Origin of the sequence: Allofrancisella inopinata (assembly GCF_012222965.1) — a bacterium.
GTDB lineage: Bacteria > Pseudomonadota > Gammaproteobacteria > Francisellales > Francisellaceae > Francisella > Francisella inopinata.
Map to the genome: position 1 here is coordinate 573,092 of NZ_CP038241.1, position 13,967 is coordinate 587,058.

The window sequence follows — 13,967 nt, forward strand, 5'->3', positions numbered from 1 at the left end:
CTACTATTGTTTCTCAAAAATTTCTAAAGCTTTTAAAAAAGTATCAACATAGGAGTCTTTTTTTGTAGCATTTTCACTTAGATAACGTCTAAACACTTTAGCATTTGGTAAACCATTGAATAAGTTTAGAGTATGTTTGGTGATGTTATTAAGTTTGATAAGAGGATCTTTTCTCATTTGTTCTTCTATATAGCTGGCCATATGATAGGCAACGTCTAAAGGGGTTATTTGATTATAATCGTCATTATGGTTATGAAAAAGCTTATCAAAATCTGTGAAAATCATTGGATTGTGATAGGCTTCGCGACCAATCATAACACTATCAACATTCTCTAGATGTTCTTTAATTTCTGCTGCGGTTTGTATCCCACCATTAATACCTATTTCAAGCTTTGGAAAATCTTTTTTTATACGGTATACAGTATCGTAATTAAGTTCAGGGATTGTTCGATTTTCTTTTGGTGATAATCCACTTAACCAGCCTTTACGAGCATGAATACATATATAATCAATTCCAGCATCTGTTTGCTTAGCTACAAAATTATATAATTCTTGATAGCTATCATTATGATCATATCCAGTACGGCACTTAACAGATATCGGAATATCAAGACTATCTTTCATGGCTTTAACACAGTCTGCTACTAGCTCTGGTTCAGCCATTAGTGATAATCCAAAGTTACCTTTTTTAACTCTCTCGCTAGGGCAGCCAACATTTATATTTATTTCATCATAACCTAAATCTTGAGCTAATTTACCGCACTTAATAAAGTCTTTAGGCACACATCCTCCAAGTTGGAGGGTTACTGGGTGTTCTATTTCATTATATTTTAGCAAAAAACTTTTGTCGCCATGTAAAATAGCGTTTAAAGTTATCATTTCAGTGTAGAGCATAGTTTTTTTTGTGATAAGGCGCATCATGTATCTATAGTGCCTATCTGTCCAATCGAGCATAGGGGCTATGCAAATTTTTCTATTAGAAACTTTCATGAAATTTTAAAGTGCTTGACGTTTTTTTATTAAATCATCATTATAATCGATTCGTTTGATGATTTGGTCTATTTTTGAACGGTATTTTTCTGTATCTGCAGAATACCGTGCGTATTGGGGGTTTGGTCTATCATACAGCCAGTTTGCTAGATCCCAATTATAAGTAGTGTCAAAACATAGTTGTCCAAATTCACTAAGACGATAAGCAGCTTGTGTTTGCAAACATCCTGTCATAAATACGTCAGCATAAGTTTGTAATATAGGGAAATCTTTGGTAGGAAATTCAGCGTCTTTAAAGTCTTTAACATACATCCAAAAGTTACCCTTAGGTAAACTTTTAACACCTAGTGGTAAAATATCTTTACGTGGGATTTTAACTCTACAATATGAAGCTTCACGCAAATCTGTAGCTAATATATCATTAGCAGAGGCTTTGTAATAAATGGCATTAAGGGTATAACCTTTATTTGGTATGGCTAATAGAAACGTTGCTCTAGATTTTTCACCACGAGAAGCCCAAATTCTCTCAAAACCATTTACTAGTATAGGAGGAGCATATTCAGAATTTGGTATTGTTAATCCTCTTGAGTCTTTGTTCATAAGGCTACCATAACCAATTACATAATTATCTACCTTAGTATTTATGCCAGGACGACAGTTTACACTGTTTTCAGGAGTTTGAGAAACTTTACCTTCTTCTAGAATCTTTAATTCATTTTCACGAATTGATTTTGTTGCTATGGGACTAGTTAACCTTCCTAATAAAAAGCTTACCAATATGGTAAAAAAAATAACCACTATAATTAGGGTATTCCTGCTTTTGTTGCTCAAAATAGTCACTTTTTATGTAAGTATGTAAACCTACTTATCTATATTAGCACCTTTTTTTTAAATGAAAACCCGTTTGGGTTAGATATAAAAATAACAACAATTATAATCGATTAATATAAATATTTATTTGTGTTATAATCTTAACTAGTTATATTTAGAATACTGAGAAATTTTTTGGAGCTTATTAATGTCAGAAAACAAAACTTATGATTCATCAAGTATTAAGGTACTTAAGGGTTTAGATGCTGTAAGAAAAAGACCTGGAATGTATATAGGTGATACAGATGATGGTAGTGGTTTACACCACATGGTTTTTGAAGTTGTTGATAATGCTATTGATGAAGCATTAGCCGGACACTGTGATGACATTAAGGTAATCATAAATACCGACGGTTCTGTATCTGTATCTGATAATGGTAGAGGTATACCTACTGATATTCATAAAGAAGAGGGGCGTTCAGCTGCTGAAGTTATTTTAACAGTGCTACATGCTGGCGGTAAGTTCGATGATAACTCTTATAAAGTATCTGGTGGGTTACATGGTGTTGGTGTTTCTGTGGTGAATGCTCTATCAGAAAATTTGAAATTAACTATTTATAGAAATGGTATAGAGCATTTTCAAGAATATGTTCATGGTGTGCCACAATTTCCATTAAAAGAGGTTGGTTCAACTACAAAAACAGGTACTACAATAACTTTTAAGCCAAGCAAAGAAACCTTCTCATTTGTAGATTTTGATTATGATATATTAATGAAAAGGATTAGAGAATTATCTTTTCTTAATTCTGGAGTTAAAATTGAGTTGATTGACAAAATCAACGATAGATCAGAAATTTTCAAATATGATGGTGGAATCATAGCTTTTGTTCAATATTTAAATAAAAGCAAGAAACCTATACATGAAAATGTGGTTGCTGTAAATGGTATAAAAGATGATATTCAAGTTGAATTAGCTTTGCAGTGGAATGATTCATACACAGAATCTATATTTTGCTTCACCAATAATATTCCTCAGCGTGATGGAGGTACTCACTTATCTGGCTTAAAAGCAGCTGTTACTAGAACTATGAATAACTATATTGAAACAGAGGGCTTAAATAAAAAGCTTAAAGTAAACCTAACGGGTGATGATGCAAGAGAAGGTTTAGCAGCTGTACTATCAGTTAAGGTTCCAGATCCAAAATTTTCATCTCAGACAAAAGAAAAATTAGTCTCTTCGGATGTTAAGTCAGCTGTGGAGTCACTGGTAAATGAGAAACTTCAAGAATTTTTATTAGAAAACCCTAAAGAAGCTAAGATAATTTGTGAGAAAATTTTAGATTCAGCAAAGGCTCGTGAAGCGGCCAGAAAAGCTCGTGATATGACGCGTCGTAAGGGCGCTTTAGACATAGCTGGTTTACCAGGTAAGCTAGCAGATTGTCAAGAAAAAGACCCTGCTTTGTCTGAGTTATACCTAGTAGAGGGAGACTCTGCAGGTGGATCTGCTAAGCAAGCTCGTGATCGTAAATCCCAAGCTATATTGCCTCTTAAAGGTAAAATATTAAATGTAGAGAAAGCACGATTTGATAAAATGCTTGGCTCGCAAGAAGTAGGTACTCTAATTAAGGCCTTAGGATGTGGTATTGGTGTAGATGATTATAATCCAGATAAAACGAGGTACCATAAAATTATTCTTATGACCGATGCTGATGTTGATGGGTCTCACATTAGAACATTACTTTTGACATTTTTTTATAGACAAATGCCAGAGCTGATTGGAAGGGGTTATTTATACATTGCCCAACCTCCTTTATACAAAGTAAAACGTGGCAAACAAGAAACTTATCTCAAAGATGAGGATGCGTTAGCAGAATATCTTGGTAATATAGGTCTTGAAAATGCAGTTATATATCTTGATGGTGGTAATGCTATTTCTGGGCAAGTATTAGCTAATTACTATGAGCTATACCAAAAGTCTGAAAAGGTGATAAAAAAATACGCTAAGATTTATCCTGAAAAATTACTTAGAGTAATGTCATATAACCCTAAATGTAGCGATGAAGATATTTCAACATGGTGGAATGCTATTGTTAATAGATGTAATCAAAAAGCATTGTCTTACGAAAGATTTAAACTAATAGAATCCAAATACATTGATGCAGAAGGTCAAGAAAGGATTTCATACGGTGTTAACCATTATATAAATGGTTACGATACAGATTATATTGTCAAAAATAACTTTTTTATGACTAAAGATTACGAAGATTTAATTAGCTATGGAGAGGTTCTATCAGATATATCATTTAAAGGAGCGTATGTTGAAAGAGGTGGACGTAAAGAGTATGTTGATGACTTTGAAGCTGCTATAGATTGGCTATTAAAAGAGGCAAGAAAAGGTCATGATGTCCAACGCTACAAAGGTCTTGGTGAGATGAACCCCGAGCAGCTTTGGGAAACTACTATGGATCCTGAAAATAGAGTTTTGCTGCAAGTATCTATAGCTGATGCTGTGGAAGCTGATGCCTTGTTTACTACGTTGATGGGAGATGAGGTAGAACCCCGCAGAGAGTTTATTGAGTCAAATGCGTTGAATGTTGTTAATTTAGATGTTTAAAGTGAAATAACTTAAGTCAGAGAGATAGATCTATTTATCAAATGGTCAAATTTTTGTTTAAACTCTTGGTAGGTGTATGCTTTATTCACTCTTAACCATTTTGTTGCAGTTGATAGTTGGTGTATATCCACGAATCTATATTCATTATCATTATGCTTTTTATATTCTATTGCGAATCTAGAATTAGAATTATGTGATAACATTTTAAAATGCTCAACTTTTTCTATTTGATGTAGTAGGTTACCTAGGTTATCATAAAACTTTATATCATACTTAGCGATGTCATTTATTATGATCTCGATTTTTCTTCCATTTACATTAGAAATTCTCAGAAAATAGTTTTTGATTTGAGTGCTACCAGAATACACACCATCATAAGTTTGATATACCTTTGGCTTTAACCATTTATCGCGGTGCAAGATAATATTGGCATTTGGAATTTTTAATATTTTAAAGTTAGTATTTGCAATTTCATTTATATTAGGGCTACTGAATTGCTGAAACAGTTTTTGCCTTTTTCTTGAGAAATGATCTTTCACGCAATCAGCTATTTTAAAAAAGTTATTCATTTTTTCATAACCTGTGTATATAAGTGTTGATGGAGTGTATTTATAAATACGAGTAAATTTATTCCAAAACAAATGGAGGTATAACATTTTATAATTTTGATCTATTGTTATAAACCCTTGGTTTCTACGAAGGTAATCATATGAAACCTTAAATGTAATAATATCATAAAGATCTCTTATAACGATTGTAGTTACATCAACTAAAGGTTGTATATGGTGTACTAAATTATGCGCTGGTATATCGCCTAAGTCGGATAAATCTTTATAGTATTGTTCAGGATAGGCATTATTTTTAAAATAACTACTGTATTTTCTCAAATTTTGTTCATTTATTTTTTTCTGTAGCTCATTTACACCTTCATAACCACTGTATTTATTATCTTGAAACAAGCCACTTGGAAATACTTTTCGAGTTTTTTCTTTGTATTCTTTAACATTCTTTTCGTAGTTAGCATAGTCACTTTTAAATTCTTCTCTTATGCTAAGGAGTGTATATGGAATGTAAAAATTTTTTCTTTTTACAGGTTCAAGGCAAATTTGAAACCCTACATCATATGAAGCTATTGAACCTATTTCACTATAGTTAAGTTTACTAAGGGCACTTATTCTGCTTATATTAATTTCCTTAGATTCGTCACTTATATCACAATATTTAACCAATACGAAAGTAAAATTTTGTTGATTTTGAAACTTTTTATACCTTAATTCAGAAGTTATTAGGTTTAATGAAGAATTATTATACTTTTCTGTTCTTATTTGGTTCATCGATTTAAAAAAATCTTCTTTTAATGGTAGAAAATCTATATCAAAATATAAACCTCCAAAGTTGGCAAGAAAATGAACGTTATAAGTATCTTTTACAAAAGCATAGAAATATGGTTTATTGTATAATTTATAAACTTCTAATAGAAATCTAAAATTTTCCGTTTCAATGTCAGTCTCGCCTAAATTATATAAATAACTTTCAAAGTTAACTACTATTACAGGGATACATTTAAACCTATCTTCTACTTCTTTTTTTAAGACCCATTTTTCCTTATCTCCGAACTTTTCTTTGAAACCCTTATGGCTCTCATAGCTATATTTATAATTTAAGCCGTAGAAAGCTTCTGTTTCTTTAGGTAATAATGAATAAAAATTTTTATACGAAGTCTGGCGTCCACTTTTATAGTGATTAATATCATTACCAATAGATAAACCAGAATCCCTTGTCGTAGGTAAAGAAATATTTGTTAAACAACTAGTAATATTAGCTATTTTATTTTGGGATAGAATTTTATAAACAGCTTCATTACACCATAGAATAGGTATAAACAGACTTTTAGAGGTATATAAATGTTTAGCCCAAATATTAAGATTTCTATATACAAAATGTGGGACATCTTTCCCTTCTGGGCCAGCCCAATAAAAATGAATAAAATTACTTTCCATACTTATGCCTTTGGTTAATAACTATTTCAAATCAGTAAGTTATTACTTTATTTATAACAATAGTTATGTTTTGGTTAAATTATACATAAAGATTAGTTATTTTTATATTTATTATGTTAAGTATTTTAGAGATTTTTGTATGGATTTGACAAAACTGACAGAGCTTTTCTATGGTTCACTAGTTCATTGCTCTTGCTGATACTTTTATTTGGCCTAGATAAAATTCTGTTCATAGAATTTGTATATTCCAATAAAGTTCCCGATTTTTTTTAAAAACAGCTACAATTATAAATTTTGTTCTTTTACGTTCTCTTAGCTATATTATTACTCTTTGCTGTAACCAAAACTTGTTTGGTGATCTATTTTAATAAATAATCTACCCATATTTTAAGATGCTGAAATAAATAAATTAGTAACATAGTTGATGACGTACAACTTTTTAGTATCATTAGCTAGATTAGCAAGTTTGTTTAACTATTTAAAAACTTGTAAATAAAAACTACTAATTAAAGTTAAGTCATCATAAGAAATATTTGGAGGTGAAAAATGATGTTTTTTGCAAGTTTACCAATGATTATAATTTACATCATTATTATAAGTGCCATTTATATACATTATAGAGGACAAGCAAGGTTAACTTTTTTCCGTCAGTTAACAGATCACTCTACTTTTTTTGCACCTATAAATGTATTTATGTACATATTCTCAAAAATATCTAATAAACCATACTTGAATTCTCATAATTTTCCTGAATTACAGGTCCTTGAGGATAATTGGCGAATAATCAAAAATGAGGCGTTAAGCTTAAGGCAAATAGGTAAAATTAAGGCTTCAGATAAGCTTGATGATGCAGGGTTTAACAGTTTCTTTAAAACTGGGTGGACTCGCTTTTATCTCAAATGGTACGGTAAAGCACATCCATCAGCAGTAAGGACTTGTCCTAAAACGTTAGAATTACTAAAAAGAGTACCAAAAATAAAAGCGGCAATGTTTACTTACTTGCCACCAGGATCAAAGCTAGTAACACATAGAGATCCTTTCGCAGGCTCTTTACGTTATCATTTAGGGCTTCAGACACCTAATTCTCATCTGTGCAGAATGGTTGTTGATGGCCAGCAAAGGCACTGGAGAGATGGTCAAAGTATGATGTTTGATGAAACATATCTCCATTACGCTGAAAACCAATCTGATACTGGTAGACTTATTTTGCTATGTGATTATGAAAGACCAATGAAATTTATAATACCTAAATACGTTAATAATATAATTAGTTTTATTCTTATGCGTGCTGCAGTGGCCCCTAATGAAAATAGTGATAAAACAGGTATCGTAAACCGTATTTTCCACTATGTTTATTATGTAAGAATACTTGGAAAGAAGCTCAAAGCAAGAAATAAATACGTTTATCAAATATACAAGTATTCACTTATCCTTTTGGTGATATATTTATTATTGTTCTCGTGGTATTTCTAAAAAAGTTTAGCTATTTAGTCGTCCCTGAAAAAGTCAAAGAATTATTTTTTATAAATAAAACAGATTTTGCTGCTTACTACATAAGCTGCAGCGACATACTGTTTTGATGGAAGATTATTTAGTACTATTTCTGACACTTCTTACAAAAAAAAGTATTTCTTTGTCCTATTACTAAGCTTTGTATTTCTGTTTTGCAAATATAGCAAGGCTGTTTAATTCTGCCGTAAACATTCAGTTGTTGGGTAAAGTAACCAGGTTTACCTTCTGTGTTCTTATAATCCTTAAGGGTCGTTCCACCTTCTTTTATAGCTTTTTCCAGGATTTTTTTAATAGAGATTACTAGTCTATTAGCTTCTTTTTTTGTGATAGTATTTGATTTTCTGGTTGGAAGTATACGACTATCAAAAAGAGCTTCTGAAGCGTAAATATTACCCACACCTACTACAATACCATTATCCATAATAGTTTGTTTTATTTTTCGTGAGGTTTTTGCTAGCTTTGAAAGTAGGTAATCGCAGTTAAAGTCAGCTGTTAAAGGCTCTACACCATGAGATGCTAAAGCTTTATGTTCTAATGGAAATGGAGTCTCATTGATTAACCAATAGCCAAATTTACGTGGATCGTTATATATTAGACTTAGTTGATTACTTAAATCTAAAATAATATGATCATGCTTAATGACAGTATAAGTTGAAGAGTTTTTAATCTTAATTACTCCGGACATACCTAAATGGAGTATTAATTGCAGATTCTTTTCTAAAAAAACTATTAAATGCTTGCCTCTTCTTTGTACGTCTTTTATTTGTTTATTTTTTAACTTGGATAGAGCTACTTTATCAAGCGGATACCTTAACTTTTCCGTATTTATCTGTATATTTTTAATAGCATGGTTAACGACACTATCTAATAAACCTTTTTTTACAGTTTCTACCTCAGGTAACTCTGGCATAAAAACCACATTAGTTATAAAAATTAGGATTACTATATGATAACATATTAGCGGTGGTTAGTTTGCGAGTAATATGGGAGAAATATGCAATTAAGTCAGCTGAAATCCTCTATACATAAAAGGTTAAATCAAAAATATATTTATAGTTGTAATCAGGATATAGACTTTAAAAAGTTCAAAGAAACTTCAATTGTTATTGCTAACGATACCTCAATAGTTTCAGTGTTGGCACTTAAAACTTATTTACCAGATATGCATATAACAGTGCTAGATGGTTTTGATAATAGGGCAAAAGGACTTGAGAGACTACTTAGTAGAAACAATATATCTTATATTAACCATATTAGTTTTTGGGACCAAAGTAGTTTGCTTTTTGTAAAAAATAATTTTATATCCCAGATTGACCAAGATAAAAATAGATTTATATTATTTATCTGTGGTCCAGAAATGCCTTATTATTCACAACGTAAAAATTTAGATAGGCAGGTTTTCTTTGATATTACAGAGTTAAAAAGTTTAAAAACACTAATAGAAGAGTTTGATGATTTATCAGTAAGAACTTGGGAAAAGTATCTATGTTTGCTTAAATCACCAGCTGAGATATGGTTTAGACAAATGTTAAATGCCAAAAATAATAAGGTTGTAAGTGATACTACAGGAGTTTGCTTAAACGGTTATAAATTCGTAACGGCATCTATACTTATGGCCAAAAAATTCAAAACTTTTCTTTCTAAAGAAGAAAATGTAGGTATTTGTCTGCCAACTAGTGCGGGCGGTTATCTAGCAATTTTATCTTTACTTATAAGCGCAAAAACAATAGTTAACCTTAACTATACTGCTTCAGAAGAGTCTCTAAGGCATGCTATAACAAATGCTGGAATCAAAACCATAATAACCTCTAGAGCATTTGTTGAAAAACTCAAGCATAAAGGTTTTTTTGTAGAAGACGTTTTTTCTATGTGTAAAATTTTGTACCTAGAAGATATAAAAGGGCAAATATCAAAGTTTGAATCTATAAAAACATTTTTGGAAGTCAAATTGTTTTCTCCAAGTTTACTTGTTAAAAAGTACATTAAACCTACTAAGCTTGATGATCTGGCGTTTATTATTTTTAGTAGCGGAAGCGAAGGCATACCCAAAGGAATAGCTATTAAACACAAAAATTTACTAGCAAATGTTTACCAAAGTACTTTAGTTATTGAATGTAGGGAGACCGACTCGGTTGCTGGAGTGCTACCTATATTCCATGCTTTTGGTTTAACTATTTCCTTGGTTTCTTTTTTCCAAGGTGGATTCATTTCTTGTCATCCTGACCCTACAGACGCTAAGGGAGTTGCAAATTTGATTAAAAAGAATAAAGCAACAGTGCTATGTGCAACTCCGACTTTTTTGAGAATTTATACTAAAAATAAGTCAGTTAAAAAAGAAGACTTTGCTACACTAAGGCTTATAATTACAGGAGCAGAGAAGCTTTCTAAAGAAGTTCGCTCTATGTTTGAGGCTAAATTCGGTAAAGTTATTAATGAAGGGTATGGTACGACAGAATTATCACCAGTTGCTGCAGTTAATAGACCAACAAAAGCTCCAAATAAAATTGGTACAGTTGGCTTAACGGTTCCTGGAGGACAATTTAAAATAATTCATCCAGAATCACATGAGGAGCTACCGCTAGGTACAGAAGGTATGATTATTTATCGAGGTGTTAATAAGATGGATTATTATCTTAACGATCCTGCTAAGACTAAAGAAGTTATGATAGATAAGTATGGACACACTTGGTATATAACTGGTGATAAAGGTAAGATTGATGGTGAGGGCTATCTAACGGTTGTTGATAGGTATTCACGATTTGCTAAAGTAGCAGGTGAAATGGTTAGTTTGGGTTTATTAGAACAGCAAGTTTACGATACTTTGCGTGAAAAAGGCTACGATTCACATAAAATGGATTTTGAAGTCTTAGCTGTAGCTACAGATGACTCTAAGCGTGGTGAGATTATTAATTTACTTTATACTTTGGAAGAGCTAGAACCTAACCAACTCAAAGATATAGTAAGGCAGTCAAAGATAGAGAATCTGTATAAACCATCAAATTACTTTAAAGTAATAGCAATACCAAAGCTTGGTTCAGGAAAAACTGATTTTTCTAGGGCAAAAAAACTCACTAATGAACTACTTAAGGTTTAGAATGCATTTTTCAGTATTATTGCAGGAATCTATAGAAGCTTTAAACATTGATCCTCAAGGAATCTATATCGATGCTACTTTTGGTAGAGGCGGGCACTCTAAAGCTATTTTAGATAAGTTAACTACAGGAAGCTTAATATCTTTTGACAAAGATATAGAAGCTATAGAGTATGCTAAAAATAATTTTTATAAATACAATAATTTTAAGATAATCCACTCTAGTTTTACAAATATATATGATTATTGTTATAAACAAGATCTTCTTGGTAAGATAGATGGAGTTATTATGGATTTGGGGGTTTCTTCTCCTCAGCTAGATAATGCTAACAGAGGGTTTAGTTTTATGCATGATGGTCCTTTAGATATGCGTATGGATACCACTCAGGGGCAAACAGCTAAGGAAGCGTTAGAAACTTTAACAGTAGAGGAGTTAACTTATATTTTTAAAGTCTATAGTGAAGAGAGATTTGCCAAAAAAATAGCAATAAAAATTAAAGAGTATATAAGTGTAAATGGCTCTATTAACACTACTACTGAACTAGCTGAGTTGATAAGAAAAACAATTGGTCAAAGAGAAAAGAAAAATCCAGCTACTAGATGTTTTCAAGCGTTGCGTATATATATTAATAATGAGCTCAAAGATTTAGAAATTTTATTAGACAATATACTAGAAGTTTTGAGGGTAGGTGGTAGATTAGCAGCTATATCTTTTCACTCATTAGAAGATAGAATAGTAAAACAAAAGTTTACTAACTTGATAAATCCTAAAGTAGAAATTAACAGAATTAGCCGTATGCTTCCACAAGATGAGAGTCTAAAAAAACTAAAGTGGGTAGTTAAAAAAGCAAAGGCAACTGAAAATGAATTAGACAAAAATATACGCTCAAGAAGTGCTATTTTGAGGGTGGTAGAAAAGTTATGATGCTAACAAACCGGCAAATCAGAATAAGACTTTTTGAATCTCTTAGAAATAGTTTTTTTAGAAAAACAGTTGCTATATCATTCGTGCTTTTATTTATTTTACTTGTTACATCTTTTAGTTTGATAGTTTTACGCTTTGAATATAAGATACAGCTTAATGAACAAAAAGAATTGATCGTAGAAAAAACAAAATTGGATGAACAATGGAGTCAAATAGTTTTAGAGTATAGTTCTCTAGCTACACCAACGGCTGTTGAGAGTTTTGCACAAAAAGAACATATGTCTTTGCCAACAAAAAACGATATCAAATTTTTAAATGAGGGTGTTGATGAATAGTTACCGTCCTAAACTAAGGCATTTAGTCATTTTAATTCTTTTGATATTTAGCTTTTTGTTTTTGTTTTTTAAGCTTGTGTATATGGAGACCGCACAGCACCAAAAATTAAAGCAAGAAGGTGATAACCGTAGTGATAGAGGTATAGATATCAAGGCTTACCGAGGTATTATTTTAGATAGAAATGGTGATCCTTTAGCAATAAGCACCCCAGTTGATACTGTTTGGGTGGACCCTTACTATATAAAATCGTCGGATCCAAACTTGCAAAAAATAATGAATATTTTAGATTTATCACAAAAAGAGCAAGATAAGGTAAGAAACCAAGTTAAAGTTAGGGAAGGCAGAAGCGGGTTTGTATATATAAAAAGGAAAGTTCAGCCATATCTTTCTCAGCAAATTAAAGATTTAGACATAACAGGTATCCATGTGATACGTGAATTTAAACGTTATTATCCATTAGCAGAAGTAGCAGCACATATTATAGGTTTTACAAATGTTGACGGTAAGGGTCAAGAAGGCTTAGAGCTTCAATTTAATAAATTTCTTACAGGTAAAAATGGTTATTTTGAATATAAGAAAGATTTAAAAGGAGGGGTTGCATCTAAGGTTGAGGATAAGTTTATAGAATCGAGAAATGGTAACAATTTGCAGTTAAGTATAGATTCAAGATTGCAATATGTAGCTTATAAATACCTAAAAGAAGGGGTGATACAGACAAACTCTGATGCCGGTTCAGTTATTATAGAAGATGTTCGTACAGGCGAGATATTAGCAATGGCTAACTATCCATCTTATAATCCTAACACAATGGCGGATGCGTATCCTGATAGTCGTAGAAATAGGGCTGTTACAGATGTTTATGAGCTTGGTTCTGTTATGAAAGCATTTGCTGCAGCAACGGCTCTTACTTACGGTGTTGATGTTACGTCTGAGGAGCCTATAGTAGATACCCATCCTGGATATTATCGTATAGGTAAAAACACAGTAAGAGACTCTAGGGATTATGGTGATATTGACTTAAGACATATTTTAATGAAATCGAGCAACGTTGGTATTTCTAAGCTTATCCTGGGATTAGAAGAGCCTACTATATTAGAGCCTTCTTTAAGAAATTTTGGATTTGGAAGTAAGACGGGCATAGAGCTTCCTGGCGAAAGAGATGGTTTTGTGCCAATTAAAGAGAAGTGGGGAGATTTTCAATTAGCAACTTTATCTTTTGGTTATGGTATGAACGCTACAGATTTACAACTTGTGGCAGCAACAACAGCGATAGCAAATAATGGAGAGTATATAAAACCTACTATACTTAAAAGAAGGTCTGAGGATGATGTAGACACTCGTTCTATAGTTTCAGATAAGGTTGCACAAGAAATGATAAGTATGATGCAATCTGTAGTAGAAGACCTTGGTGGTACTGGTTCAAAAGCAGAGATTCCCCTTTATCATGTTGCAGGTAAAACTGGTACAGCACGTAAGCTTTCTGGAGGAACTTATGGAGCAAATTATTTGGCAAGTTTTATTGGTATGGCGCCAGCAAGTGATCCTCAGATAGCTATTGCAGTCACCATAGATAATCCAAAAGGTGATAGCTATGGTGGTGGAGCAGTAGCAGCTCCAATATTTGCTAAGATAGCATTAAGTAGCTTACAAATCTTAGGCATTAAACCGGATAAGATTACTAAGTAGTTC

10 protein-coding genes are annotated in these 13,967 nt (G+C 32.0%); 6 read left to right on the forward strand and 4 right to left on the reverse strand.

Going from position 1 to position 13,967, the window contains the following annotated elements:
- Nucleotides 1–3: 3 nt before the first annotated feature.
- Both dusA and chaC read right to left on the reverse strand, forming a co-directional pair.
- Complete coding sequence (dusA, locus tag E4K63_RS02665; RefSeq protein ID WP_133941330.1) at nucleotides 4–990, reverse strand: tRNA dihydrouridine(20/20a) synthase DusA; 987 nt, start codon at nucleotides 988–990, stop codon at nucleotides 4–6.
- 6 nt (nucleotides 991–996) lie between these two features.
- Complete coding sequence (chaC, locus tag E4K63_RS02670; protein WP_133941327.1) at nucleotides 997–1,821, reverse strand: gamma-glutamylcyclotransferase ChaC; 825 nt, start codon at nucleotides 1,819–1,821, stop codon at nucleotides 997–999.
- A gap of 187 nt (nucleotides 1,822–2,008) precedes the next feature.
- On the opposite strand from chaC, the gene gyrB reads away from it, so the two are divergent.
- Nucleotides 2,009–4,414, forward strand: a complete 2,406-nt coding sequence (gene gyrB, locus E4K63_RS02675; RefSeq protein ID WP_133941325.1) for a DNA topoisomerase (ATP-hydrolyzing) subunit B — start codon at nucleotides 2,009–2,011, stop codon at nucleotides 4,412–4,414.
- 11 nt (nucleotides 4,415–4,425) lie between these two features.
- Here gyrB and E4K63_RS02680 read toward each other — a convergent pair whose 3' ends face one another.
- Nucleotides 4,426–6,414, reverse strand: coding sequence for a hypothetical protein (locus tag E4K63_RS02680; protein ID WP_133941323.1), 1,989 nt, complete (start codon nucleotides 6,412–6,414; stop codon nucleotides 4,426–4,428).
- A gap of 546 nt (nucleotides 6,415–6,960) precedes the next feature.
- On the opposite strand from E4K63_RS02680, the gene E4K63_RS02685 reads away from it, so the two are divergent.
- Entirely contained in the window at nucleotides 6,961–7,887 is a 927-nt protein-coding gene (locus E4K63_RS02685) for an aspartyl/asparaginyl beta-hydroxylase domain-containing protein (RefSeq protein ID WP_133941321.1), read from the forward strand.
- 124 nt (nucleotides 7,888–8,011) lie between these two features.
- Here the strand turns inward: E4K63_RS02685 and mutM are convergent, their stop codons facing one another.
- Nucleotides 8,012–8,836, reverse strand: coding sequence for a bifunctional DNA-formamidopyrimidine glycosylase/DNA-(apurinic or apyrimidinic site) lyase (mutM, locus tag E4K63_RS02690; protein ID WP_133941319.1), 825 nt, complete (start codon nucleotides 8,834–8,836; stop codon nucleotides 8,012–8,014).
- A gap of 84 nt (nucleotides 8,837–8,920) precedes the next feature.
- Here mutM and migR point away from each other — a divergent pair, with 84 nt between their 5' ends.
- Genes migR through E4K63_RS02710 form a run of 4 tightly spaced genes read left to right on the forward strand, consistent with a single transcriptional unit; the run spans nucleotide 8,921 to nucleotide 13,964 of the window.
- Complete coding sequence (migR, locus tag E4K63_RS02695; protein ID WP_133941317.1) at nucleotides 8,921–11,020, forward strand: iglABCD operon regulator MigR; 2,100 nt, start codon at nucleotides 8,921–8,923, stop codon at nucleotides 11,018–11,020.
- Between the two features lies 1 nt (nucleotide 11,021).
- Complete coding sequence (gene rsmH / locus E4K63_RS02700) at nucleotides 11,022–11,942, forward strand: 16S rRNA (cytosine(1402)-N(4))-methyltransferase RsmH (protein WP_133941315.1); 921 nt, start codon at nucleotides 11,022–11,024, stop codon at nucleotides 11,940–11,942.
- A complete protein-coding gene (ftsL, locus tag E4K63_RS02705; protein ID WP_133941313.1) occupies nucleotides 11,939–12,277 on the forward strand; it encodes a cell division protein FtsL in 339 nt (112 codons plus the stop codon). Before rsmH ends, ftsL begins: the two co-directional genes overlap by 4 nt.
- On the forward strand, nucleotides 12,270–13,964 hold the full coding sequence (locus E4K63_RS02710) for a peptidoglycan D,D-transpeptidase FtsI family protein (protein WP_133941311.1): 1,695 nt from the start codon (nucleotides 12,270–12,272) through the stop codon (nucleotides 13,962–13,964). The genes ftsL and E4K63_RS02710 overlap by 8 nt, the downstream gene beginning before the upstream one ends.
- The last annotated feature ends 3 nt before the right edge of the window (nucleotides 13,965–13,967 follow it).

Excerpts from the sequence above, each read along its gene's own strand:
- ftsL (WP_133941313.1), top strand. The coding sequence starts at position 11,939 with ATGATGCTAACAAACCGGCAAATCAGAATAAGACTTTTTGAATCTCTT.
- gyrB (WP_133941325.1), top strand. The coding sequence starts at position 2,009 with ATGTCAGAAAACAAAACTTATGATTCATCAAGTATTAAGGTACTTAAG.
- dusA (WP_133941330.1), bottom strand. The coding sequence starts at position 990 with ATGAAAGTTTCTAATAGAAAAATTTGCATAGCCCCTATGCTCGATTGG.
- migR (WP_133941317.1), top strand. The coding sequence starts at position 8,921 with ATGCAATTAAGTCAGCTGAAATCCTCTATACATAAAAGGTTAAATCAA.
- E4K63_RS02710 (WP_133941311.1), top strand. The coding sequence starts at position 12,270 with ATGAATAGTTACCGTCCTAAACTAAGGCATTTAGTCATTTTAATTCTT.
- mutM (WP_133941319.1), bottom strand. The coding sequence starts at position 8,836 with ATGCCAGAGTTACCTGAGGTAGAAACTGTAAAAAAAGGTTTATTAGAT.
- E4K63_RS02685 (WP_133941321.1), top strand. The coding sequence starts at position 6,961 with ATGATGTTTTTTGCAAGTTTACCAATGATTATAATTTACATCATTATT.
- E4K63_RS02680 (WP_133941323.1), bottom strand. The coding sequence starts at position 6,414 with ATGGAAAGTAATTTTATTCATTTTTATTGGGCTGGCCCAGAAGGGAAA.
- rsmH (WP_133941315.1), top strand. The coding sequence starts at position 11,022 with ATGCATTTTTCAGTATTATTGCAGGAATCTATAGAAGCTTTAAACATT.